Genomic DNA, 22,863 nt, shown 5'->3' with positions numbered 1-22,863 from the left:
TGATCGGGATCGACGGTTTTGGAACCGCGCAGGGTCGGCCAGCCCTTGGTCAGAATGATATCCTTGATCGAGGCGGGCACACCGTCGATCGGACTGAGCGGTTTGCCTGCTTTCCAGCGCGCCTCGGATGCACGGGCATCGCGCATTGCTGCCTCATGATCGACCAGGATATAGGCATTGACGGTCGGGTTGATCCTGTCGATCCGCTTCAGCAGGGCTGCCGCCGCCTCTGCCGGCGACAGCGTCCCGGCGCGATAGGATGCCGCAAGCTCGGCTGCCGAGAGATAGCAGATATCTTCGCTCATGGTGCCTCGTTCAGTTGCGGCGTTCCGCCGTCATGGGGAGGCCCGGGAAAGGCCGCAGAGTGATCTTTGCAACCGCTTCCACCTTCGCGCCCTTCACCATGCGGAAGCGGAGCTTCTGTGCCAGCGTGGCCAGGATCAGGACAGCTTCGATCATGGCAAAGCCCTGGCCGATGCAGATGCGCGGCCCGGCGCCGAACGGCAGATAGGTGAACCGCCGCCGCTGCGCGACACGCTCCGGGGCAAAATTCTCTGGATCGAAAACGTCTGGATTGGCCCAGTAAAGCCTGTGCCGGTGCATCAGCCAGGGCGAAATGACCACATTGGTCCCTTTCGGCAGCTCGAGCTCGCCGAAGCGATCATCCGCCTGCGCCAGTCGCGCGGTGGTATGGGCGGGCGGATAGAGCCGCAGCGCCTCCTCGATCACCATGCGCGTATAGACCAGACTGTCGTAATCACCATATTCCGGCGCACGCCCGTTCAGCACGCGATCCAGTTCGGCATGCAGTCTGTCTTCCACCGCGGGTGCATGCGCCAGCAGATACCAGCACCAGGCGAGCGCCGTTGCCGTCGTCTCGTGTCCAGCGAGAAAGAAGGTCGCCATCTGGTCGCGGACTTCCCGGTCGCTGAGCCCGCCGCCATTTTCATCATCGACAGCGGCCAGCAGCATGCCGAGCATGTCACCGCCGAGATCGCCGCCATCTACCGCCTTGGCGCGCCGCCGCCGGATCAGCTCGCGGATGATGGCATCCATCTCGGCCAGCGCACGCCGTCCCTCGGCTGCGTCGGGCCGGGGCACCCAGCGTGGCAAACCCAGCAGGTCCGGGATGTTCGGCCGCACCGTCATCTGGTACCGGTCCATGGCGGCGCCGACAGCTGACACATCGGTCGTCGCATCAGCGCCGAACATGGTCCGCGCGACGATATCGAGCGTGACCAGCATCATCTGCTCTGCCATGTCCACGCTCTGCCCCGCAGGCAGAGCTGCAAGCCGGTCGGCCAGCAACGCGGCACGCTCGGTCATGATTGCCGCAAATCCGGACAGGTGTCGCGGCTGGAAGATGGGTGCCATCATCCGACGCTGGCGTTTCCAGTCAGCCCCCTCGCTGGTCAGCAATCCCTTGCCGAGGCCGGGCTCCAGCATGCGCTTTCCCACCGGATCACGGGTATAGTTCGCCGCGTTGTCGAGCATCACGTGGCGGATCAGATCGGGGTGATTGGCCACGACGATGGGCCGGAAGGCCATCCGGTAAACCAGAATGTCCCGCTCATAAGACTGCCGCGTCCAGGTGCCGATGGTGTTCTCCCGCACCGTCCGGATCAGCTGGAAAAGCGGCAGTCGCGTATCGTGCCGCGCAGGATGCACCGGCACGAATTCCATGGCTTCCGATCCTGCCGTCATGCCCTAGACGGTTGTCGTCAGGCCGCCATCGACGGCCAGCACATGACCGTTCACGTATGAGCCGGCGGGCGACGCCAGAAAGAGCGCTGCACCAGCCAGTTCATGCGGCTTGCCCCAACGCCGCAGCGGCGTGCGCTGGTTCACGAAGGCGACGAAAGCCGGATCGTCCAGCAGCGGGCGGTTGAGCTCAGTCTCGAAATAGCCCGGCGCGATTGCGTTGCAGGTTACGCCCGATGCCCCCAGTTCGGCCGCAAAGGACTTCGTGAAACCGGCAATGCCGTGTTTCGATGCCGTATAGGCGGCGATGTTGGCGCGGCCGAGGATCGACAGGACCGAGCCGACATTGATGATCCGCCCATGACGCCGCTCCGCCATGCCCAGGACCGCCGCGCGTGCCAGCGCAAAAGCGCCGGTCAGGTTGGTATCGATTACGGTTTGCCAATCCTGCAGCGTCACCTCGGCAAGCGGCTTCCGGATGTTGGTGCCGGCATTGTTGACAAGGATGTCGAGCTTGCCGTGCTTCCGTTCGATTTCGGCAACCGCGGCTGTGCTGACCCTGGTATCGGCGACGTCGAATGCGGCGATATCCACCTTGCCGCCCACCGATTTGGCAGCCTCCTCCAGCGTGTCGCGATACCGTCCATTCAGGACGACCGTCGCTCCCGCCTCGACGAACAGCTTCGCAATCTCCAGTCCGAAACCCCGCGACGCGCCGGTGACCAGCGCCACCTGACCCGAGAGACTGAACAGTTCCTGCAGCATACCGCCTCCTCTGATCTCCACGGAGTTTAGCGGTTTGAACGCTGGACACCAGCCTGCAGCGGTTCCTACCATTGGCCAAAACCGACCGAGGAGGAACGCCGATGCTGCGCAGCTACCAGATTGCCCAGTTTGGCCAGCCGCTGAAGCCCAGCGAAGCCCCCCTGCCCGATCCCAAGGGGCGCGAGGTGCTGGTCAGGGTGGAGCATTGCGGCGTCTGCCACAGCGACATCCATATCTGGGACGGCTACTTCGACCTCGGGAACGGCCGCAAGGTGGTAGCTGCCAATAACGGCGCACTGCTGCCGCTGACGCCCGGACATGAAATCGTCGGCAGCGTTGCCGCCGTCGGGCCCGCGGCGCGCACCGCCCAACCCGGGCAGCGCCGGCTTGTTTTCCCCTGGATCGGCTGCGGCACCTGCCCGCCCTGCCGGGACGGCAACGAACATATCTGCGCCGGTGCACAGCAGGCGATCGGCATATTCCGGGACGGCGGGTATGCCACCCATGTCCTGGTCCCGGATGAGCGGTATCTGGTCGACTACGGTAGTCTCGACCCGCTGCTGGCCTCGACCTATGCCTGCTCCGGGCTGACCGCCTATTCCGCGCTGAAGAAGATCGGCCGCCTCGCCGACCACCATTCGCTGCTGATAGTCGGCGCCGGCGGCGTCGGCCTCAACGGCGTCGCCCTGGCCAAAGCGGTCACCGGGCAGGCGCCGATCGTGGCCGACATTGATCCCACCAAACGCGAGGCGGCCCTGCGGCTGGGCGCCAGAAGCGTAATCGATCCGCGAGAGGACGGCACCCTCAAGGCCCTGCTCAAGGAGACCGGCGGTGTGATGGCGGCGGTGGATTTCGCCGGCTCAGGCCCCAGTTTCGAGTTTGCCTACGGCTCGCTGCGCAAGGGCGGGCATCTGGTCAGCGTCGGCCTGCTCGGCGGCGCGGCAACGCTGTCGCTCGGTATCCATGTCATGAAGGCCCTGCGCGTGAGCGGCTCCTATGTCGGCAGTCTGGCGGAATTGCAGGAACTCATCGCGCTGGCACAGACCACAGAACTGCCTGGCCTGCCCATCACCGAGAAACCGCTGGCGCAGGCGACCGAAGCACTGCAGGCGCTGAAGGACGGCCGGGTGGTCGGCCGGATCGTGCTGGACGCCTAGAGGAAAAGCGCCATCACGCCGGTATAGCCATAGAGCCGCGACTGGGCGATCTCGCCGCCGCAATACATGCCCACCAGCGGCAGATCCGGAAACACGGTCTGGATACGCTCGAGTTCGCCGGGATCCTGCACGAACTGGTCCTGGGTCCGCGCCATGCAGGAATACCACAGCGCGCCGCGCGGTACGCGATCGCCGCAGCGTCGCTTCAGATCGGCCAGCATGCGATCCATGTCGCGGCCGGCGGACTCGACATCGCGGCGGCAGAAGAAAACCGCATCATCCTCTTCGACCAGTGCGCCGATGGCGACGCCGCCGGCCTGCGGATCGATGCCGACGATGTTGCGGACCAGATAATCAGGGCGGTCGGTGCCACTGACCGGCAGGCCGACCATGAGGCCTGTTCCGAGTTTCCGCAGATCCTGCAGGGATTCAATGTGGAAACAGTCACGGAGAACGTCATAGGCCGGGCGGTCATCCAGCTCGAGAATGACGTTAGCATCGGCTGCCGTGACCCGGTGCACGCCGCCGATCTGGCTGCAGCCCTGCGTCAGGCCGGTCAGCACCGGCTGGGCTTCGGAAAACATGATGCCGGATACGCCGCCCTCGGACAGCTTGCCCGCCCATTGCGGCCGCGGGCCGCGCGCGGCGACCAGCCCGCCGACCAGATAGGCACCGCAGGCCTCGGAGAAATCCCCGATCAGCTCGGGAAGAGCGGGAACCTGGGGATCGGCGTGGACGATGCCAAGCCAGCCCTGCGGCCTCTCGGCGGGGCGCCGGAATATCGTGGCACTGCCTTCGGGCACCGCACCGATCAGAACGGCCACGACGGATTCGTCGCAGTATTCCGTCGCGCCCGCCGCCACGCTGTAGCCGCAGGTCGCGATGAGCGTTTCGATCCCCGTCGCGTCGCTCAGCCGGCGCATGATGCGCGGCAGATCGTCCGCCATGCGGTCGCTGATGTAGACAAACCCGACATTGACTGCGTCCGACAGCGGCATCAGCTGCAGCAGGCAGGCATCCACCGCCATCCGCCAGTCCTCGGCGGCGCCGACGCCGAGCCGAAATCGCGAGCCGGTTGTTTGTTCACTCATGCGGTACTCCCATACGGGTCATCCTATATTACCTTGCCGCCGGGTTCGATCCGTCCCTGAGGCAAAAAAGTGACCGGAGGAAAACCATGTCGATTCGGATTGCCCTGCTTCTTGCCCTCGTCCCGATCCTTGCGGCAGTGACATCCGTGCCGGCGCAATCGGCGGAGCCGGCCTCGCCAGTCGGTCGGTGGAAAACGATCGACGACGAGACGAATACCGAGCGCAGCATCGTCGAAATCGTGCAGGTCGGCGACGAATTGCAGGGCCGCATCCTGAAAATCTTTCCCCGGCCCGGCGAGGCGCCAGATCCGGTCTGCCAGGCCTGCGAGGGAGAGCGCAAAGACCAACCGATTATCGGCATGACCTTCCTGTGGGGACTGAAGCGCGACGGGGAGGACTGGGTCAGCGGCACCATTCTCGATCCGAAGAACGGTAAAACCTACAATGCCAAGGCCAGCCTGACGGAGGGCGGCCGGAAGTTGCGGGTGCGCGGCTTCCTCGGCACGCCGCTGCTCGGCCGCACCCAGATCTGGCTCCGGGAGCCCGGCTGACCGCCTCCGGCTTGACCCGCACCGCTTGCCCGGTTTAAGAAGCGGCTCCCCTGCGGCGGGAGTAGCTCAGTTGGTTAGAGCACCAGATTGTGGCTCTGGGGGTCGTGGGTTCAAGTCCCATCTCTCGCCCCAAGATTTGAACGGCCGATCAACGACTTAGTCGCGGATCGGCCGTTTTCGTTTCAGCGTCTCTGTGACGCGCTAGTCCAGTCCCAGATAGGCCTTGCGGATCTCCGGCCGCTGCATCAGATCGCGGGCCGGACCTTCCATGACGATCCGCCCCTCCTCCAGGACATAGGCCCGGGTCGCCAGCTCCATCGCCATGCTGACATTCTGCTCCACCAGGAGGACCGAAAGACCCTCGGCATTGATCCGGCGGATGGCATCGAACATGTCCATCACGATGGACGGTGCCAGTCCGAGGGAAGGCTCGTCCAGGAGCAGCAGTCTGGGGCGTGCCATGAGGGCCCGCCCGATCGCGACCATCTGCTGCTGGCCACCGGACAGAGAGCCCGCCGGCATGGCCAGTTTCTGCCGCACAGCGGGGAAAAGTTCGCAGACCTGCTCCAGGGTTTCGCGGCGCCGCGCCTTCGCCTCCGGCAGGAAACTGCCGAGCTCGAGGTTCTCCAGTACCGTCATGCTGGTGAACAGCCGCCGGCTCTCCGGCACGATGGCAATGCCAGCCTGGCAGAATTTATGGGGCGCGAGGCGGGTGATGTCGCGGCCTTCAAAGATGATGCTGCCGGAAGACGCCCGCTGCAGCCCGGCCAGCGTGTTGATCAGGGTCGTCTTGCCGGCACCGTTCGGGCCGACCACGCAGACCAGCTCGCCGGTTCCCACCCGGATGCTGAGATCCCAGAGCGCCGGGGCGGCGCCGTAGGCCACGTGGAGATTGCGAACCTCAAGCATGGGCTTTTCCGAGATAGGCTGCCCTGACGTCTTCTTCATTCATGACATCGGCCGCGTTACCCTGGGCGATCAGAACGCCATGGTTCAGCACGACAATCCGATCGGTCAGCGCCATCACGGCACGCATGACATGTTCGACGAAGACGATCGTGGTGCCGCGATCGCGGATTCGCTGCACCATCTCGATGGCCTCATTGATTTCGCTCGGCGTGAGGCCGGATAGCACCTCGTCCAGCAACAGCAGCTTCGGCCGCGCCGCCAGCGCCCGCGCCAGCTCGAGAAACTTGCGCTGATGCAGGTTCAGGTCATCAGGCAGAGCATGGGCGCGGTGCGCCAGACCGGCAAATTCGATGAAGGCCTGCGCGTCGCGGGTTGCTTCGGCGCGGCTTTTACCCTCGCCGCCAAACATCCCCACCATGGCAACATTCTCGAGAACCGTCATATGGCTGAAGGGCCGCGGAATCTGGTAGGTGCGTGCGATGCCCGCCTGCGCGAAGCGATGGGCGTCCTGGCCTGCCAGATTACGGCCTTCGAAGATGATCTCGCCGCGTGTCGGCTTGTAGTGTCCGCTTACCACGTTGATGAAAGTCGACTTACCAGACCCGTTCGGGCCGATCAGGCCCAGAATCTCGCCCTTGCGCACGTCCAGCGTCACATCACTGAGGGCATGCACGCCAGTAAAGGACTTGGACAGGCCGCGGACCTGCAGCAGCGGCTCACCGGTGATCGCCTTTTTCAGCCGTACCACCGGGGCCGCCGGGGGATGTTCCTTCCGCGGCGCCTCGGCTACAGCCTTGGCGGCCGCGCGGTTCCGGCGCACATGGCGCCAGCCGGATACAAGCCCCAGTATGCCGGCGGGCATGAACAGGATGACCACCACAAGGATGAGGCCGACCATCGCCCGGCCAAGCACGGCGCTGTCCCCGGAGGTGAAATAGTAGAGCAGACAGGTGATCACCACCGCACCGACGGCCGGGCCTATCCAGTGACGGCTGCCGCCCAGAATGCTCATCAGGACGACGCTCAGCGGCACAGTGATCGAGAAGACTTCCGAGACGGTGACGTAGGAGACAAAGACGGAATGGATACCGCCCGCCAGACCCGCAAGGCCGCAGGAGATCGCCAGCGCGTAAAGCTTGTAGCGATAGGTCGGCACGCCCATGACCTCGGCGACATCCTCGTCATCGTGGATGGCAAACAAGCCGGTCCCAAACTTGGACGCATAGACCCAGTAGGAGACCAGCAAGGCCACCGTCGCCGTGATCAGGCCAAGCATGTAGATCGAGGAGGCCTGCGACGGCCCAAGGGCGGGAATGTCGACCCCGATCAGGTAGATACCTGGCCCACCGTCGATCGGCGTATTCAGGATCACCGTTGCCAGCACGAATGTCACGGCCAGCGTGAGCAGCGCGAACAGCTCGCCACGCACACGCGCGACGCGGAAGACGATGGCACCAATCGCGAGTCCGAGCGCGGCGGCCAGCAGCACCGCCGCCGGCAGCGTGGCCAGGAACGGCCAGCCGAGGGTGCCGGCCAGATAGGCTGTACCGTAGATTCCCGCTCCGAAGAACGCGCCATGGCCGAATGAGAAGTAGCCGGTATAGCCGGACAGGATGTTCCACGAGACCGCAAGGATCACCCAGTGGAACAGCAGATACAGAAACGATTCGTAGAAGGCTGACACGCCGATCCACGGCAATGCGGCCAAAACGGCACCGCAGGCGATGATGCCGAAAACGATTTTCCGGTTCACGACTAGACCTTCCCGGGGCGGAACAGCAGCATGAGGATCAGCAGCGAGAAGGACACCAGCGGCGCCCAGGACGGCGCGAAGACCGCCATCGCCACCGCTTCGCTGACGCCGACGATGACGCCTGCAACCAGCGGTCCGAGCGCGCTACCCAGCCCGCCCAGCATCACCACGGCGAAGACTACTCCTACCCAGGAAAAGATCTGGGTCGGCGTCAGCGTGAAGGTGAGCGCAAAGCAGATTCCCGCAATGCTGGCGAGGGCGACGCAGGTGCCGGAGAGGATCAGCGACAGCGCACGCTGATTGATCCCGAAAGCGGCCGCGATTGGCCCGTCCTCGGCCATGGCACGCATCGCCTTGCCGAGATCGGTAAAGCGCATCGCTGCCCAGATGGCAAAGGCGAACAGGACCGCGAGCACGAGCGTCAGGAGTTCGGGCACCGGAATATAGAGCGGTCCCAGGACGAACTTCTCCTCGCCGTAACCCGACTGCAGCCGTCGGAAATCCGCCGTCCACACATACTGGATCAGGCTTTCGATCATCACCGTGAAGCCGAAGGTTACCAGCAGGGAATTGAACGGCGAGATGAGGAAGCGCGAGAGCAGCCACTGCATGGCAACGCCGATCGCGAAGAACAGCGGCGGCAGCAGCACCAATGTCAGCAGCGGATCGAGCCCCCAGACCGTCGCCATGTGATAGCTGAGATAGGCCGACAGGAAGACGAAGCCGAAATGCGCCAGGTTGATCTGGCGCAGCAGACCCCAGGAAAGGCCCAAGCCCAGCCCGATCAGGCTGTACATCCCGCCGATGAAGACGCCGGAAAGGATGGACTGCGAAAGCAGGCTGAGGCTTGGGAGTGTCATTCCGTACGTCTCACATCTTCAGCGTGGCGCCCGGCGCGGCAACTTCCTTGGGCCAGATCGTGACCCAGTTGCCGTCCTGCACCTGCTTGATGCGCATCAGATCGTCGCCGTAGTTGTTGCCACGGTCGAATCGCAGCACGCCCTGGATGGTCGGGACCTGATTCTTCTTCAGCCAGTCAGCCAGCTTGGCATCGTCGAAACTCTTCGTGGCCGTAACCGCGGCTTCAAGCAGCTGCCAGGCTGTGAAGGACGCCGCTGCCTGCACCTCAACCTTGGTGTAAGGGAAGCCGGCTGCCTTCGCGCGCTTGTTGAACTCCGTGACGAACTTGGCTGCCACCGGATTGTCGGTATACGGCGGATGCTCCTCGAAGATCGTGACCGAAAGCGCATTCTTGCCTTCAGGGGCGGCGACCATCGGGCCAGGTGCCGGATACAGATGGAAATGGAGCGGCGGCACGTAATCGATCTTCTTCATCGCTTCGAGCAGCATATTGCCCTCGAGGCCGATGTTGCCGACGAAGACGAAGTCGGGATTGGCGTCCTTGATGCGGGCGGCGATCGGGCCGAAGTCGCGGTTGCCAAACTCCCATTCAAGGAACAGAACTTCCTGGATACCCCGCTTCTTGGCCACCTCGCGCGCGCCCAGCGACATGAAATGCACCGACGGGAACTTCGAGGTCACAAGTGCCATGGTCTTGGGCGGCTTAGGCGACGCGGCCAGCGCATCGAACAGGGTCGTCGGCACTGTTTCCTCGGGCTTCGGGCCCACCGACCAGGCCGGGAAATGCTTGTCATATTTCGCCAGCGAGGGAATGCCGAAGGTATGGTGGATCAGCATCTTGTTGTATCGCTGCGCCACACCCATGGCAGAAAGGATGGCGCCCGTGGCATAGGGGCCCATCAGGAGATCGACCTTGTCCGAGGTCACCAGCTGCTCATAGAGGGTGCGGGCAACATCGGGCTTCGACTGGTCATCCTTGACCAACCACTCGACCTTGCGGCCGAGCAAGCCTCCACGGCTGTTGAGATCGTCGACATAGATATCGCCGACCAGCTTGTGCACCAGCGCCGTGGCGGAAAGCGGTCCGGTCAGGGCGAGTGTGCTGCCGATGCGGATCGGATCGGACGACTGCGCCGGAGCGGGGCCGGCCGCCATCAAGCCAAGACTGCCGGCCGCGATCGCCGCCCAGGCGGCGACCCGTTTCAAGCTTCTCATTGTTTCCTCCCTCAGCTGTGATTGCGCCTACATCACTCGTTCTTGATGGTGTTCCGCAGAATTCCCACCTTCTCCACTTCCACTTCGATCACATCGCCCTGCTTCATGAACACCGGCGGTTTGCGGGCAAAGCCGACGCCGGCCGGAGTACCCGAGATGATGACGTCGCCGGGACGCAGCTCGAAGATTTCCGAACAGGTGCTGACCAGCGTCGCCACGTCGAAGATCATGTCCTTGGTGTTGGCGTCCTGCATCACCTGCCCGTTCAGCCGCGCCTGGATGCGCAGGCCGACCGCACCGGGGGGCAGCTCGTCGGCCGTCACCAGTTCCGGGCCGAAGGAGCCGCTGGCGTCGAAATTCTTGCCGATCATCCACTGATGCGACTTGAACTGGAAATCACGGATTGAGCCGTCGTTGAACAGCGAGTAGCCGACGACGTGATCCAGCGCCTTGTCTTTCGCGATATGGCGCCCCGCCTTGCCGATGATGACCGCGAGTTCGGCCTCATAGTCGAACTGGTCCGAGGATTTCGGCTTGATCAGGGGTTCGTTGTGGCCGACCCAGGAGGACGGAAAGCGGTGGAACAGCACCGGATATTTCGGCGCATCCTTGTAGGGGCTCTCGGCCGCGTGATCGATGTAGTTCAGCCCAACGGCGATCGCCTTGGACGGGTTCAGCACCGGAGCCAGAAGCCTCGCCTGGGCAAATGGCGTGGTCTCGCCGCCTTTTGTGGCTGCTTCCCCGGCCTTCTTCAGACCATCGACCCCCATGGCCAGCAGACCATCGATACTGTCTGGCAGGCCGGCAGCGGTCAGGTCGATGATGGTATCGCCATTCCGGGCGCCGAGAGATTGTCGGCCAGCCTTGAGGTAATTGAGTAAACGCATCGCAGAATTCCTTCGTGTTGTCGGATCTCAGCTGGCTTTGTGAGCCTGGGTCTCGTGATTGGTCACGAAATCCTCCGGAACAGTGGGGCCCCAGAGGTAGAAAGAATCCTCAGGCGGATGATCCTGGGCCGGCCAGTCCTCATTCACACCGACAAAATCGATGTCGTAGGAATACTCGGTGAAGCTACCCCAGGGATCGCGCTGATAGTAGAAGTAGTTCGATCCCAGAACGTGGCGGCCGACACCCCAGCCATAGGGGTATCCCTTGGCCAGCATCTGCTCCATGCCGAGGCCAACCTCATCAACGCCACGCACCACCCAGCTGGTGTGATGCAGGCCGGGACCATCCGATTTCGCGAAGGCGAGCAGGTGGTGGTCGCTGGAATGGGCGCCATGCAGGAAAGCGATGCCGTCGCCCGACTGGTCCGAAAGGCGCATGCCCAACGCGTCGCTGTAGAACTTCAGCGATCGCGGGACATCGGAGCAGAAGAGCAGGATATGGGTGAGACGAACCGGCTTCACCGGCTTGGCGTTGCGGCGGTTGATGCCGATCGAAGTCCCCTTCGGATTGGTCATGTTCATCGGACCGAAGGTCTCGCCCTTCTCGTTCGGCGACGACTTCTCGGCCACGACGATCTGCAACGGGATGCCGTCCGGATCTCGGATCCAGAACCCCTGCTCGTCGACCAGCGGATGCGGATCGATTGTCTTGACGCCAACCTTTTCCAGATGGCGGCGCAGCGGGTCGTAATCGTCCTGGTAAACGCCAAGCGCGAGATATTCGAGCTTCTTCGGCTGGCCGCTTTCGAAGATCGAACCCCAGCGATGCGGATGACCGAAGGTATAGAGGTCGAGCCGATTGCCAACCTCCCGGACATCGAGTCCGAAATCGGTGAAATACTGTTTTGCGACTCCCAGCTCGGGAACGCTGAAGACGAAACGATCAAGCGAATGGATTGCGGTCACGCCGGACCGCTTTGGATCAGCCATCTCTGTTTCCTCCAAACCGCCTTGTCAGACGGATCTTTCTTCTGTATTTTTCCTTTATCATATATTTTTTTTCTAGCAATATATTTCTCGGATGAAAATCGCTACAGACGTCTCCCCCTCTGAATTAGCTCCTCCGGACGTTGTAACGGGGACGAAGTCGCATCGCGCCTATACGCAGATCCGCAACGCCATCCTCACCTGCCGGTATATGCCCGGCACCAAGCTGAACATCGCCGCGCTGGCCAACGAACTGGATGTCAGCCTCGGCGCGGTGCGTGAAGCCCTGTCGATGCTTCAGTCGGAAGCGCTGGTGATCTCCGAACCGCAGCGCGGTTATACCGTCAGCCCGGTTTCCCCGAAGGAGCTGAACGAAATCACCGAGGCGCGCATTGCCATTGAGTCCCTGTGCTTGCGCGCCTCGGTGGAACGGGGCGATCTCGCCTGGGAAAGCCGCCTTGTGGCGAGCTGGCACCGACTTTCCCGTCTCAGCCAGACCGAAGAGGGTAAAGACGAGCATCTCAGCGACACCTGGGCGCGCGCGCATGCCGATTTCCATGCCGAACTCGTCGGCGCCTGTGGCAATGACTGGCTGCTGCGGATCCGCGCGATGCTTTACGAGCAGAGTGAGCGCTATCGCCGCATGTCAGTGCCGCTGCAGACGGAAACACGTGACGTTCCCGCGGAGCACAAAGCGATCTTCGATGCCGTCATGGAGCGTGACGCGGACCGCGCCGTAGCTGCGCTGGAAGCGCACCTGCGCAAGACGGCAATGATCGTCCGAACCTCCGTCACCCTCTGAACGCGAAGCAAGACGATGCCCCACTACGTCATTCATTGTCTCGATGCTGCCGATACCCTGCCCCGCCGCCTGGAGCATTACGAGGAACACAAGGCTTATCTCGCTGAGGCGCCACTTCACATTCTTGTTTCAGGCCCGCTGGTGAAGGATGACGGCAAAACCATGATTGGCAGCTTCTTTCTCGTTGAAGCAAATAACCGGGCCGAGGTTGAGGACTTCAACAAAGCCGATCCTTTCGCCAGGAACGGGATCTGGCGTTCCGTGCAGATCCACAGCTTCATCAAGCGCGTCGACAACCGCTGACCGGCCTGCCGGCCATCACATGGCCCGCTCATCTCCTTCGGCTATACAACTATAACTAGTATATTAACTTTGATTTCAGAATCAGCGCCTTGTGGGCAATTTTGCGCTCAGCTAACAATGAGGCATGCCTACCTTCTGGCTGACCATGGGCGCTGTGCTGATCGGTCTTCCCGGCGCCGTCCTGATCGTGCTGCAGCTCATCGCCCAGCATCGGAAACAGATGCTGACCTATGAATGGAGCGCACAGGAAGTCATCCGCCGCGGGCAGCGCCTGGACGAGCTGGACAAGCTGGCCCGTACCGCGCAGCAGCGAATCACCGAACTGAACAAGCAGAAGTCGGAGCTCCAGGCTGCAATCTCCAAGCTGGAGAAACTGGCCAGCAAGGCCATCGAGAAGGAAACCAACATCAAGACCTTCAGCGTCGGCATCTACAATTCAGAGGTCCGGCGCGCCCATATGATGGGCGAGAAACACCGCCAGCTGGACGACAAGTGGGGCGAGATCAACTATCTCGAACTCAAAGCCACCAGCGAAGACGAAGTGCGCCGTACCTTCATGCGCAAGTTCCCGCCCGAGCGCGGCTTCGTGATCGAGTCCGTCCAGGAAATAAAGAAATAGCGCCCGCTACTCGGCGTTGAGGCGCGAGGCCTGGACCCGCACCTCCAGCGAAGCCTCGGGATCGATCTCGCCGCGCGGCGCCAGGGTCCAGAACCATTCCCGCTCGGGGACAGGAAGCCGGACATCGAGTACGGCGCTCTCCTGCATGACTGTCTCCCCCGTCCTGCTGCGCCAGAATCTGGTCGCATCGGTGATCATCCCAACCGGACAACTCAGTCCGGCAAGGTCGTGCAGATGCGCCTCGATGATCGCACGACCGAAGGCCTCGGTTTTCGTCCGGCTGACGCCGCGACGGCGCAGATATTCCATCGGCAGCAGCGGAAGCTGCGACAGCAGATTGACGGATACGATGCAGTCGGGCGGCACCGGATCCAGTTCAGCCATAAAGGACACCGGCACCAGAGGTAGCGGCATCTGCGGCTGCCATTCAGCCAGCGGCCTGACCACGCCCGTGACATCGGCCAGGCGCAGCTCAACATTGCCGAGATGTCGGACCGCACGCCGCGCGCTCGCCAGCAGCGCAACGTCAAAGACCAGCACCTGCCGGAACATGGCGGAAAGATCTTTCAGTGGCAGGTCGGCGAGAGTCCCGGCGCCGAACAGCCAGATCGTGTCGGAGCGTCTGGCCGATCGTGCAACGTCGAGAATGAAGCTGCGGGTTTTCTCCTCATGCTCCCGCCACAGTTTCGCGCAGCGACGCCGGCGCGACCACAGGCTTACGGCCGCCTTCGCGTAGCCAAGCCGCCGCGCCGAGGGGAAGCTCTTCACTCCCGTCCAGACAACCAGCTCTGAAAGCACGCTCCGCTCCGGCTATTCCGCTGCCGTGCGCGCCGCCGGCCGCTGCCGGAACCGTTCGGCAATCTGCCGCTCGGTGTAATACCCCCGCTCGAGGTCGCGGGCGATGGCGGCAGGATCGCGCTTGGCCGGGTCGCCGAAGCCGCCGCCGCCTGGCGTAGAAACCCGCACCCGATCCCCGGCCTTGATGCGGATATCCTGATCCTTGGACAGATGCGGTGGAATGTAGACCCGCGTACCGTTGGCCTGCACCGTCTCGATGGCGACCTTGTTGGTGCCGCCGTCCTCGCCGCCGAGCACACCCCGCGGCCCGGTTCGGCCATGATCCATCACCATGGAGGCACGCGCCTCGCCGCGCCTGAGGCGGATCGTGTAGTTCACGCCGAAACCGCCGCGATACTGGCCGGCGCCGCCGGAGCCCTCGTGCAGCGAATACTCCTCAAACAACACCGGATAATACTGCTCCATCACCTCAATGGGTGTGGTCTTGGAAATCCCGATGGTCGAACAGCCGTTGCTGATGCCATCGCCGCCATACCAGCCGCCATAGCCGCCACCCGAGATCACATACATGACGTAGGAGCGTCCGCGCTTGGGATCGTAGCCGCCCAGCGCCAGATTCCCCGAGGTGCCCGCCGGTGCGGCGAAAAGCCTGTCCGGCAGCGCCTTCACCAGCGCGTTGAATACCGCCTCCGCGATGCGCTGGCTCACCTCCGCGGCACAGCCCGAGACCGGCCGCGGATATCTGGCATACAGGAAGGTGTCGTGCGGGTCCTTGATCTTCAGCGGCGTGAAGGTGCCGGCATTGATCGGCACGTCTGGGAAGATGTGCTTCACGGCCAGATAGATCGACGAATAGGTTGTGGCGATGACGCTGTTCATCGGACCGCTGCAGGGCGGACTGGAACCGGTCATGTCGAAATGCAGTTCGTCGCCTTTCTTTTCGATCTTCATTCTGATCAGCAGCGGCTCATCGACCACACCGTCCGAATCGACCACCGCCGAGCCTTCATAGGTACCATCCGGGATCGTGCTGATGCGGGCACGCATCTGCTGCGATGCACGCTGCTTCAGTTCCTCGATCGCCTGCTCGACCACATCATCGCCGTAGCGGTCCAGCAGCGCCGTCAGGCGCTTCTCGCCGATGCTGAGCGCGGCCGCCTGGGCCTTGATGTCGCCAATGCGCTGGTCGGCGATGCGGATGTTGCTGAGAATGATGGAGAGGATTTCCTGATCCAGCTCTCCCTGCTTGTAGAGCTTCACCGGCGGCAGGCGCAGGCCCTCCTGCTCCACCTCCGTGGCATTGGCCGAGAAGCCGCCCGGCACCATACCCCCGATATCCGGCCAGTGGCCCGTATTGGCCAGCCAGGCGAACAGGCGTCCCTTGTAGAAGAAGGGCTTCACGAAACGCACGTCCATCAGATGCGTGCCGCCCAAATAGGGATCGTTGACGATATAGACGTCGCCCGGCTTCGGCGCCAGCAACGGCGAGCTGCGCGCGCGCTCGATCACTGCCTGGGTGGAGAACTGCATGGTGCCGACGAAAACCGGCAAGCCCAGTTCGCCCTGCGCGATCAGTTCGCCGGTCTCGCCATGATAGATTCCGTCGGACCGGTCCAGCGCTTCGGAAATCACCGGCGAGAAAGCAGCCCGGCAGAATGCCAGATCCATCTCGTTGCAGACCTGCTGCAGTCCGTTCTGGATCACAACCAGGGTGACCGGATCGATCGTCTTCGCCATCGCCCTACTCCCCTCGCACTGAAACGATCAGGTTACCAAGCCGGTCCACCGTTACCTGATTGCTCGGCTCGATAACCACCGTGGTATCCAGCTGTTCCAGTATCGCAGGGCCGGAAAATCCCGCGTTGCGCGGAAGCCGCTCCCGGTCATAGATTGGCGTATCCTGCCAGCCGCCGGCCTCGAACCAGACTTTACGGCTGCCCTTCATCGCCCCCTCGACGTCCTTCGCCGGCTCAGCCGAGAGCAGCCGGTCAAGCGACAGATCCGGGCGGCGGCCGATGACGGCGGTGTGCAGGTTGACCAGTACCGCGCGGATTTCCGGCAGCTCGACCTCGAACCGTTGCCAGTAGGCAGTTTCGAATGCCTTCTGCAGCGCGTCGCGGCTCACATTCCGGTCCGGCACGGCAACAGTCAGCAGATGGCTCTGCCCCTGGAATTGCATGTCGGCGGAATGCAGGATCTGGATCTCGTCCACCGCCACGCCATCCCGCTCCAGAGTCGCCTTGCCTTCCGCGATCTGCGCTTCCAGCACTTCGGCCACCAAACCCTCCGGCAAAGCATTCAGCGGCTTGTTCACCGTGCGCACATAGTCGTGGCGCAGATCTGCCACCACGCAGCCGAGTGCGTTGGTGATGCCGGGTCGAGCCGGGATCAGCAGCTTGGGAATGCCGAGCTCGCGGGCCAGCGCCGCCGCATGCAACGGGCCGGCGCCACCGAAAGCAAACAGCGCAAAGTCGCGCGGGTCATGACCGCGGCTAAGGCTGACCATACGGATTGCACCAGCCATCTTGTCATTGGCAATCCGCAGGATCGCCGCGGCAGCCTGATCGACATCCAGGCCGAGCGGCTTGCCGACCTCTCGGACAATTGCCTGCTTTACATCATCCAGCGATACCCTGCTGTCCACCGCCAGCAGACCGTTCGGATCGAGTCGGCCAAGCACAAGATTGGCATCCGTGATCGTCGGCCGCGTGCCACCACGACCGTAGCAGATCGGACCCGGCCGGGCGCCGGCGCTTTCCGGTCCGACCTGCAGCATCCCCGCCTCGCTGATGAAGGCGACCGACCCGCCGCCCGCGCCGATGGTATGCACATCTACCATCGGGACATGGATCGGCATCGCATATTCGAGCTCAAGTTCCGACGAAACCTGCGGCACGCCGTTTTGGATCAGGCCTACATCGGAGGAAGTTCCACCCATGTCATAGGTGATAACGTTTGGCAGCCCGGCTGCCCGTGCCGTATAGGCCGCCGCCATCACACCGGAGGCCGGACCCGACATCACGGTATTCACGGCAGCTTCGGAAACGATGGAAGCCGCAATGGTACCGCCATTGCCCTGCATGACCAGCAGGTCGCTGCGGAAGCCCTTGTTCTTAAGTTCGCCGTCCAACCGCTGAATGTAGCGATGCAGCACCGGCTGCACGGCGGCATTGACGCACGCCGTCGTACCGCGTTCGTATTCGCGATACTCGGACAGCAGTTCATGGCCACCGGTAACATAGCTGTTCGGCCACATCCCGCGTGCAATCTGCAGGGCGCGCTGTTCATGGGCGGGGTTGAGGTAGGAGTGCAGGAAGTGGATGACCAGCGCCTCGCAGCCAGCAGCCTGCAGCTGTTTCACCGCCTCCCGTAAGGCACTTTCGTCCAGCGGAATAACAATTTCACCGTCGGCATCCATGCGCTCGGGTACCTCGAGGCGCCATTGCCGCGGCACCAGGGGCTCGAAGCTCCCGGTCAGGCCGTAGGGCTGCGGCCGGGTACGGCGCCCAAGCTCAAGGCTGTCACGGAACCCTTTCGTTGTGATCAAACCAACCTTCGCCACCTTGCGTTCCAGCAGAGCATTGGTGGTTGTCGTCGTGCCATGGACGATGGTGTCCGTCTGCGGCAGTGTAATCCCGGCACGTTCCAGGGCGGCGAGGACGCCGAATGCCTGGTTGTCGACGGTGGTCGGCACCTTGGCCAGAGCGACCTCACCCCGGGCGGGCTCGATGCCGATCAGGTCGGTGAACGTGCCGCCCACATCGATCCCGACGATCCAACCCATCGATACACTCCCGATCAGACTGACAGATATTGTTCATGCACCGCCGGATCGGCGGCAAGTTCGGCCATGGTGCCCTGATAACGGATACGGCCCTTCTCGATGATGTAAGCGCGGTCGGCCACCATCTGGGCGAAATGCAGGTTCTGTTCCGACAGAAGGACGGTAAGGCCCTCAGCCTTCAGCTGCAGGATGGTGCGTGCCATCTGCTCGACGATGACGGGCGCCAGACCCTCCGAAGGCTCATCCAGCAGAATCAGTCGCGGATTGCCCATGAGCGTGCGGGCGATAGTGAGCATCTGCTGCTCGCCACCCGACATCCGCCCCCCGGGCCTCTCGCGCATCTCGCCGAGATTCGGGAAAAGCCGGAACAGCCGCTCGGGCGTCCAGGTCGGCACACCGTCGCGCGGCTTCTGGCGTCCAACTTCCAGATTCTCCATCACCGTCAGCTCAGTGAATATCCGCCGCTCTTCCGGAACGTAACCGAGGCCGAGCTGCGCGATCCGGTGCGGCGACAGACGCTCGATGCGGGTACCATCAAAGGTGATGGTTCCACTCTGGGCGGGTACAAGGCCGATCACGGATTTCATGGTCGTGGACTTGCCGGCGCCGTTACGGCCCAACAGCACGACGACTTCTCCCCGCCGAACCTCCAGAGACAAATCGGCCAGGATATGGGCACGACCGTAATAGGTATTCAGGTTCGAGACGCTCAGCATTACTGCGCCTCCGAGGCGAACACGGCGCCCGTACCCAGATAGACTGCCTGCACCTGCGGATCGGCCCGCACTTCGTCAGGGTTGCCTTCGGCGATCAGCCGGCCGCGATCCAGGACGATTACGCGATCGGCCTGTGCAAAGACCACGTCCATGTCATGTTCGGTGAACAGTACGGCGATATTGTCCTGCCGAGCCAGCTTTGCCGTCAGGTCCATCAATGCGACGCGCTCATGCGGCGCCATGCCGGCCGTCGGCTCATCCATCAGCAGAAGCTTCGGCGCATTGGCCAATGCGATGGCCAGTTCCACGCGTTTCAGGTCGCCATAGGCCAGGATGCCACAGGCGCGCTCGCTCTGCGCAGCCATGCCGACGCGCTCCAGCAGCGACATCGCCTCCTCCCGGTACATTTCGCTGGCAGCAGGCCAGAGCGACATCAGGCGATTGTGGAATGAGAGCAGTGCCATCTGCACGTTCTCGCGCACCGTCATGGAGTTGAAAGTGGCGGTAATCTGGAAGGTACGGCCGACCCCGAGACGCCAGATCTCGCGTGGCGCCATGCCGATCAGGCTGCGACCGAGCAGCGTCACGCTGCCGGCATCCGGCCGCAGCTGGCCGTTTAGCATGTTGAAGCAGGTGCTCTTGCCGGCGCCATTGGGCCCGATCATCGCCAACAACTCGCCGGCGGCGACGGAAAAACTGACATTCTGCACGGCCCTGACGCCACCGAAGGCCTTCTGAAGGCCGCTGACAGAAAGCACCGTCATGCCGCGGCCTCCTTCAGCAGGCCTATTCTGATCGACAGCTGCTTGATCGATCCCGCAATGCCCTGCGGGAAAGCCAGAACGATGACCAGGATCGTCAGGCCGAGAATGGCGCGCCAGTATTCGGTATTGCGCGCGATCTCGTCCTGCAACCAGGTGAAGATCGCAGCACCCGCCACGGGACCGGTCAGGGTCTGAACGCCGCCGAGCAGGACCATCACCAGCCCGTCGACCGAACGCGACACGGCCAGGGTCTCCGGCGATATGCTGCCTTTCGAGAAGGCGAACAAGGCGCCAGACAGGCCAGCCAGGGTGCCCGCAAGTGCGAAGCCGAACCACTGGAAGCGCCGCACATCGATGCCGATGGCATCGGCCCGCAGCACGGAGTCGCGCGCGGCCCGCAGCACATAACCGAAGGGCGCATGCACCACACGCCAGAGGAAGATCATGGCGGCGACGCAGAGAGCGAGCGTGACGTAATAGAAAGCGACCCGATCCTTGAGCCATTCGCTGGGCCAGAGACCGATCAGGCCGTTGGAGCCGCCGGTGAAGTCATCCCACTGGAACACCACCGACCAGGCAATCTGGGCGAAGGCGAGCGTCAGCATGGCAAGATAGACGCCGCTAAGCCGGACGCAGAACCAGCCGAACAGCAGCGCGCCAAGGCCGGCCGCCACGGGGCCAGCCAATAGCGAAGCTTCCATCGGGAATTTCCATTTCAGGAACACCAAAGCCGCGCCATAGCAGCCGAGGCCGAAATAGGCGGCATGGCCAAACGAGACCATCCCGGAAGGTCCCATCAGGAAATGCAGCGTCGCGGCAAAGACCGTAAACACGGCGATGTCAACCAGCAGCACGAGCACGTAGTCGTCGGCGGCAAGCGGCATCAGCACCAGAACTGCCACGATCGCCGCCACCACATACCAGAAGCGCCGACCCAGGGGGTGCAGCGGCGGCTGCACCACGGCAGCTCCGCGCTGTACCGCATGCGGCTTGCCGAGCAGCCCCCAGGGCCGCACCACCAGCACAATGGCCATGATCACGAACTCGACCACCAGCGTGAATTTGCTGAAGGAGAAGACGGTCCCGAAAATCTCCACATCACCGATACCGATGCAGAAGGCTTTCGCCTGTGCAATCAACAGCGCCGCCAGGAAGGCGCCGCCGATCGAGCCCACGCCTCCGACCACGACGACCACGAAGGCGTCGGAAATCACCGTCAGATCCAGCATCAGCTGCGCCGGCTCGCGGGGAATCTGCGTTGCGCCACCCAGGCCGGCCAGAAAGGCGCCAAGAAAAAAGACGCTGGTGAAGAGCCAGGTCTGGTTCACACCCAGCGCACCAACCATCTCGCGGTCCTGTGTGGCAGCACGTACCAGCGTGCCCCACCGCGTGCGGTTCATCAGTAGCCAGAGCAGGCCCAGCATGATTGGGCCGAGGGCGATCAGCAGAATGTCGTATTCCGGCAGCCGCCGGCCGGCAATCTCGATGGCACCGCGAAGCCCCGGCGCACGCGGCCCCAGCAGGTCCTCGGCGCCCCAGATGTAGAGCGCGACATCCTTGATCACCAGGACCAGCGCAAAAGTGGCGAGAAGCTGGAACAGCTCCGGCGCCCTGTATATGCGGCGCAGAACGACGATTTCGATCACGACACCGATCAGCCCGACGACCAGGGCAGCCAGCAGCACGCCGCCCCAGAAACCGAGCATCGAGCCGCGTCCGAACCACTCGATCAGGCTGTAGGCGATATAGATCCCCAGCATGTAGAGCGAGCCATGGGCGAAATTCACGATCCGGCTGACGCCGAAGATAATCGACAGGCCCGCCGCCACGAGAAACAGCGACGAAGCGCCTGCCAGCCCGTTCAGGAATTGGATAACGATGTTGGAGAGAGACAAGAGGCCCCCGGCTGCCGGAAGTCTCCCGCCGGAGAGGCCGGCGGGAGAAGCAGGTTACATACAATCTCGATCAGTCTGCCGGACGCATCTTGGCAATGTCGGCGTCGGACGGCAGGAACTTCGCGCCATCGGCGTAGTACCAGTCTTTCATGGTACCCTTGCCGTCCTTGAGCGTCAGCTTTCCGACATAGGCACCCATGGTCGACTGGTGATCCTGGGGCCGGTAGGTGATCTTGCCGAACGGCGTCTCATGCTCCAGGCCGCGCATGGCTGCCACAAGCTTTTCGGTATCGAGCGAACCCGCCTTCTTGATCGCCGCAACCGCACTCTGAACCGTCGAGTAACCCACAATAGAGCCCAGCCGCGGGTAATCATTGAACCGCTTCATGTAGGCTTCGCGGAATTTCTTGTGCTCGGGCGTGTTGATCTGCTCCCAGGGATAGCCGGTGACATACCAGCCTTCCGGCGTCTCGTCCTTCAGCGGATCGAGATACTCCGGCTCGCCGGCCAGGAGGTTGAACACCTCCACACCCTTGAACAGGCCGCGGGTGTTACCCTCGCGCACGAACTTGGCCAGATCCGGCCCAAACAGCGAGGAAAAGATCGCATCCGGTTTGGCTGCGGCGATGGCGTCGACGACGGCACCGGCCTCGATCTTGCCCAGCGGCGGCGCCTGTTCGATCACGAACTCAACGTCAGGCTGTTTCTCCTTCATCAGCTTCTTGAAGGCAGCGGTAGCCGACTGGCCGTACTCGTAGTTCGGATAAACGATCGCCCAGCGCTTCTTCTTCAGCTTGACGGCATCCGGCACCAGCATGGCGGTCTGCATGTAGGTCGAGGCACGCAGGCGGAAGGTATACTTGTTGCCCTGATCCCAGACGATCTTGTCGGTCAGCGGCTCGGCGGCGATGAAGAGAACCTTCTTTTCCTTCGCGAAGCTCGAGACAGCGAGGCCGACATGGGAGGGGAAGGTTCCGATCAGGAACGCGACCTTCTCACGCGACAGCAGTTCCTCGGCCACGCGCACCGCGTCGCCGGGATTGCCGTTATCGTCACGGCTGACGATCTCCAGCTTCTTGCCCAGCACGCCGCCCGCGGCGTTGACCTCCTCCACCGCCAGTTCCCAGCCCTTCTTGTAGGGCTCCAGGAAGGCGGCAAAGACCTTGTAGGAGTTCATTTCGCCCAGCTTGATCGTATCCTGGGCCTGGGCGGCGGAGGCGAAGCCGAACAAGGCCGCGCCGAAAGCCGTACTCAACTTCAACAGGGTCCTGCGATTCATTACTGCCTCCTCTGTGTGAGTATCCC

The 22,863-nt window shown here is 63.0% G+C and carries 22 protein-coding genes and 1 tRNA gene; 6 read left to right on the top strand and 17 right to left on the bottom strand.

What is annotated here, in order from left to right; translation table 11 throughout:
• The 3 genes from VKZ87_RS00570 to VKZ87_RS00560 form a co-directional block, all read right to left on the bottom strand.
• On the bottom strand, positions 1-305 hold a 305-nt coding region (locus tag VKZ87_RS00570), incomplete at its 3' end, for an amidase family protein (protein WP_324219287.1).
• Between the two features lie 10 nt (positions 306-315).
• The gene (locus VKZ87_RS00565; protein ID WP_324219286.1) at positions 316-1,683 is read right to left on the bottom strand and encodes a cytochrome P450; all 1,368 of its coding nucleotides are present in this window, start codon (positions 1,681-1,683) and stop codon (positions 316-318) included.
• 24 nt (positions 1,684-1,707) lie between these two features.
• Positions 1,708-2,466 (bottom strand): 3-oxoacyl-ACP reductase FabG, encoded by a 759-nt coding sequence (locus VKZ87_RS00560; RefSeq protein ID WP_324219285.1) that lies wholly within the window; start codon positions 2,464-2,466, stop codon positions 1,708-1,710.
• 101 nt (positions 2,467-2,567) lie between these two features.
• Between VKZ87_RS00560 and VKZ87_RS00555 the strand changes: the two genes are divergently transcribed.
• Complete coding sequence (locus tag VKZ87_RS00555) at positions 2,568-3,623, top strand: alcohol dehydrogenase (protein WP_324219284.1); 1,056 nt, start codon at positions 2,568-2,570, stop codon at positions 3,621-3,623.
• Here the strand turns inward: VKZ87_RS00555 and VKZ87_RS00550 are convergent.
• Positions 3,620-4,714, bottom strand: coding sequence for an FIST signal transduction protein (locus tag VKZ87_RS00550; protein WP_324219283.1), 1,095 nt, complete (start codon positions 4,712-4,714; stop codon positions 3,620-3,622). The genes VKZ87_RS00555 and VKZ87_RS00550 overlap by 4 nt on opposite strands.
• An 86-nt stretch (positions 4,715-4,800) precedes the next feature.
• Here VKZ87_RS00550 and VKZ87_RS00545 point away from each other — a divergent pair, with 86 nt between their 5' ends.
• A complete protein-coding gene (locus VKZ87_RS00545; RefSeq protein WP_324219282.1) occupies positions 4,801-5,265 on the top strand; it encodes a DUF2147 domain-containing protein in 465 nt (154 codons plus the stop codon).
• 55 nt (positions 5,266-5,320) lie between these two features.
• Positions 5,321-5,397 (top strand) — tRNA-His (locus VKZ87_RS00540).
• 69 nt (positions 5,398-5,466) lie between these two features.
• On the opposite strand, the gene VKZ87_RS00535 is transcribed toward VKZ87_RS00540, so the two are convergent.
• From VKZ87_RS00535 to VKZ87_RS00510, 6 genes are read right to left on the bottom strand one after another with little or no spacing between them, the layout of a single operon-like run.
• Positions 5,467-6,174 (bottom strand): ABC transporter ATP-binding protein, encoded by a 708-nt coding sequence (locus VKZ87_RS00535; RefSeq protein WP_324219281.1) that lies wholly within the window; start codon positions 6,172-6,174, stop codon positions 5,467-5,469.
• Positions 6,167-7,927, bottom strand: a complete 1,761-nt coding sequence (locus tag VKZ87_RS00530; protein WP_324219280.1) for a branched-chain amino acid ABC transporter ATP-binding protein/permease — start codon at positions 7,925-7,927, stop codon at positions 6,167-6,169. Before VKZ87_RS00530 ends, VKZ87_RS00535 begins: the two co-directional genes overlap by 8 nt.
• A gap of 2 nt (positions 7,928-7,929) precedes the next feature.
• On the bottom strand, positions 7,930-8,787 hold the full coding sequence (locus tag VKZ87_RS00525; protein WP_324219279.1) for a branched-chain amino acid ABC transporter permease: 858 nt from the start codon (positions 8,785-8,787) through the stop codon (positions 7,930-7,932).
• A gap of 10 nt (positions 8,788-8,797) precedes the next feature.
• A complete protein-coding gene (locus tag VKZ87_RS00520) occupies positions 8,798-10,003 on the bottom strand; it encodes an amino acid ABC transporter substrate-binding protein (RefSeq protein WP_324219278.1) in 1,206 nt (401 codons plus the stop codon).
• 32 nt (positions 10,004-10,035) lie between these two features.
• Positions 10,036-10,890, bottom strand: coding sequence for a fumarylacetoacetate hydrolase family protein (locus tag VKZ87_RS00515; protein WP_324219277.1), 855 nt, complete (start codon positions 10,888-10,890; stop codon positions 10,036-10,038).
• Positions 10,891-10,917: 27 nt separating this feature from the next.
• The gene (locus tag VKZ87_RS00510; protein ID WP_324219276.1) at positions 10,918-11,880 is read right to left on the bottom strand and encodes a VOC family protein; all 963 of its coding nucleotides are present in this window, start codon (positions 11,878-11,880) and stop codon (positions 10,918-10,920) included.
• A gap of 91 nt (positions 11,881-11,971) precedes the next feature.
• Here VKZ87_RS00510 and VKZ87_RS00505 point away from each other — a divergent pair, with 91 nt between their 5' ends.
• The 3 genes from VKZ87_RS00505 to VKZ87_RS00495 all read left to right on the top strand — a co-directional run bounded on the left by VKZ87_RS00505 (position 11,972) and on the right by VKZ87_RS00495 (position 13,601).
• Positions 11,972-12,679, top strand: a complete 708-nt coding sequence (locus VKZ87_RS00505; RefSeq protein ID WP_324219275.1) for a GntR family transcriptional regulator — start codon at positions 11,972-11,974, stop codon at positions 12,677-12,679.
• A gap of 15 nt (positions 12,680-12,694) precedes the next feature.
• Complete coding sequence (locus VKZ87_RS00500) at positions 12,695-12,982, top strand: YciI family protein (RefSeq protein WP_324219274.1); 288 nt, start codon at positions 12,695-12,697, stop codon at positions 12,980-12,982.
• Between the two features lie 124 nt (positions 12,983-13,106).
• On the top strand, positions 13,107-13,601 hold the full coding sequence (locus VKZ87_RS00495; protein ID WP_324219273.1) for a hypothetical protein: 495 nt from the start codon (positions 13,107-13,109) through the stop codon (positions 13,599-13,601).
• 6 nt (positions 13,602-13,607) lie between these two features.
• Here VKZ87_RS00495 and VKZ87_RS00490 read toward each other — a convergent pair whose 3' ends face one another.
• The 7 genes from VKZ87_RS00490 to VKZ87_RS00460 all read right to left on the bottom strand — a co-directional run bounded on the left by VKZ87_RS00490 (position 13,608) and on the right by VKZ87_RS00460 (position 22,837).
• Positions 13,608-14,399, bottom strand: a complete 792-nt coding sequence (locus tag VKZ87_RS00490; RefSeq protein ID WP_324219272.1) for a hypothetical protein — start codon at positions 14,397-14,399, stop codon at positions 13,608-13,610.
• A gap of 12 nt (positions 14,400-14,411) precedes the next feature.
• Positions 14,412-16,136 (bottom strand): hydantoinase B/oxoprolinase family protein, encoded by a 1,725-nt coding sequence (locus tag VKZ87_RS00485; RefSeq protein WP_324219271.1) that lies wholly within the window; start codon positions 16,134-16,136, stop codon positions 14,412-14,414.
• Positions 16,137-16,140: 4 nt separating this feature from the next.
• Complete coding sequence (locus VKZ87_RS00480; RefSeq protein ID WP_324219270.1) at positions 16,141-18,183, bottom strand: hydantoinase/oxoprolinase family protein; 2,043 nt, start codon at positions 18,181-18,183, stop codon at positions 16,141-16,143.
• Between the two features lie 14 nt (positions 18,184-18,197).
• On the bottom strand, positions 18,198-18,899 hold the full coding sequence (locus VKZ87_RS00475; RefSeq protein WP_324219269.1) for an ABC transporter ATP-binding protein: 702 nt from the start codon (positions 18,897-18,899) through the stop codon (positions 18,198-18,200).
• A complete protein-coding gene (locus VKZ87_RS00470; protein ID WP_324219268.1) occupies positions 18,899-19,663 on the bottom strand; it encodes an ABC transporter ATP-binding protein in 765 nt (254 codons plus the stop codon). Before VKZ87_RS00470 ends, VKZ87_RS00475 begins: the two co-directional genes overlap by 1 nt.
• A complete protein-coding gene (locus tag VKZ87_RS00465; RefSeq protein ID WP_324219267.1) occupies positions 19,660-21,558 on the bottom strand; it encodes an ABC transporter permease in 1,899 nt (632 codons plus the stop codon). Before VKZ87_RS00465 ends, VKZ87_RS00470 begins: the two co-directional genes overlap by 4 nt.
• 70 nt (positions 21,559-21,628) lie before the next feature.
• On the bottom strand, positions 21,629-22,837 hold the full coding sequence (locus VKZ87_RS00460) for an ABC transporter substrate-binding protein (RefSeq protein ID WP_324219266.1): 1,209 nt from the start codon (positions 22,835-22,837) through the stop codon (positions 21,629-21,631).
• Positions 22,838-22,863 lie beyond the last annotated feature (26 nt).

Source organism: Ferrovibrio sp. (assembly GCF_035304305.1).
In the GTDB taxonomy this organism is placed as follows: Bacteria; Pseudomonadota; Alphaproteobacteria; order Ferrovibrionales; family Ferrovibrionaceae; genus Ferrovibrio.
The sequence above is the reverse complement of the archived record's forward strand: the minus strand, read 5'-3'. Positions and strand labels throughout refer to the sequence as shown.

What these genes read in the sequence shown, in the direction of transcription:
- VKZ87_RS00565 (WP_324219286.1), bottom strand. Translation starts at nt 1,683, where the DNA reads ATGGAATTCGTGCCGGTGCATCCTGCGCGGCACGATACGCGACTGCCG.
- VKZ87_RS00560 (WP_324219285.1), bottom strand. Translation starts at nt 2,466, where the DNA reads ATGCTGCAGGAACTGTTCAGTCTCTCGGGTCAGGTGGCGCTGGTCACC.
- VKZ87_RS00555 (WP_324219284.1), top strand. Translation starts at nt 2,568, where the DNA reads ATGCTGCGCAGCTACCAGATTGCCCAGTTTGGCCAGCCGCTGAAGCCC.
- VKZ87_RS00550 (WP_324219283.1), bottom strand. Translation starts at nt 4,714, where the DNA reads ATGAGTGAACAAACAACCGGCTCGCGATTTCGGCTCGGCGTCGGCGCC.
- VKZ87_RS00545 (WP_324219282.1), top strand. Translation starts at nt 4,801, where the DNA reads ATGTCGATTCGGATTGCCCTGCTTCTTGCCCTCGTCCCGATCCTTGCG.
- VKZ87_RS00535 (WP_324219281.1), bottom strand. Translation starts at nt 6,174, where the DNA reads ATGCTTGAGGTTCGCAATCTCCACGTGGCCTACGGCGCCGCCCCGGCG.
- VKZ87_RS00525 (WP_324219279.1), bottom strand. Translation starts at nt 8,787, where the DNA reads ATGACACTCCCAAGCCTCAGCCTGCTTTCGCAGTCCATCCTTTCCGGC.
- VKZ87_RS00520 (WP_324219278.1), bottom strand. Translation starts at nt 10,003, where the DNA reads ATGAGAAGCTTGAAACGGGTCGCCGCCTGGGCGGCGATCGCGGCCGGC.
- VKZ87_RS00515 (WP_324219277.1), bottom strand. Translation starts at nt 10,890, where the DNA reads ATGCGTTTACTCAATTACCTCAAGGCTGGCCGACAATCTCTCGGCGCC.
- VKZ87_RS00510 (WP_324219276.1), bottom strand. Translation starts at nt 11,880, where the DNA reads ATGGCTGATCCAAAGCGGTCCGGCGTGACCGCAATCCATTCGCTTGAT.
- VKZ87_RS00505 (WP_324219275.1), top strand. Translation starts at nt 11,972, where the DNA reads ATGAAAATCGCTACAGACGTCTCCCCCTCTGAATTAGCTCCTCCGGAC.
- VKZ87_RS00500 (WP_324219274.1), top strand. Translation starts at nt 12,695, where the DNA reads ATGCCCCACTACGTCATTCATTGTCTCGATGCTGCCGATACCCTGCCC.
- VKZ87_RS00495 (WP_324219273.1), top strand. Translation starts at nt 13,107, where the DNA reads ATGCCTACCTTCTGGCTGACCATGGGCGCTGTGCTGATCGGTCTTCCC.
- VKZ87_RS00485 (WP_324219271.1), bottom strand. Translation starts at nt 16,136, where the DNA reads ATGGCGAAGACGATCGATCCGGTCACCCTGGTTGTGATCCAGAACGGA.
- VKZ87_RS00480 (WP_324219270.1), bottom strand. Translation starts at nt 18,183, where the DNA reads ATGGGTTGGATCGTCGGGATCGATGTGGGCGGCACGTTCACCGACCTG.
- VKZ87_RS00475 (WP_324219269.1), bottom strand. Translation starts at nt 18,899, where the DNA reads ATGCTGAGCGTCTCGAACCTGAATACCTATTACGGTCGTGCCCATATC.
- VKZ87_RS00470 (WP_324219268.1), bottom strand. Translation starts at nt 19,663, where the DNA reads ATGACGGTGCTTTCTGTCAGCGGCCTTCAGAAGGCCTTCGGTGGCGTC.
- VKZ87_RS00460 (WP_324219266.1), bottom strand. Translation starts at nt 22,837, where the DNA reads ATGAATCGCAGGACCCTGTTGAAGTTGAGTACGGCTTTCGGCGCGGCC.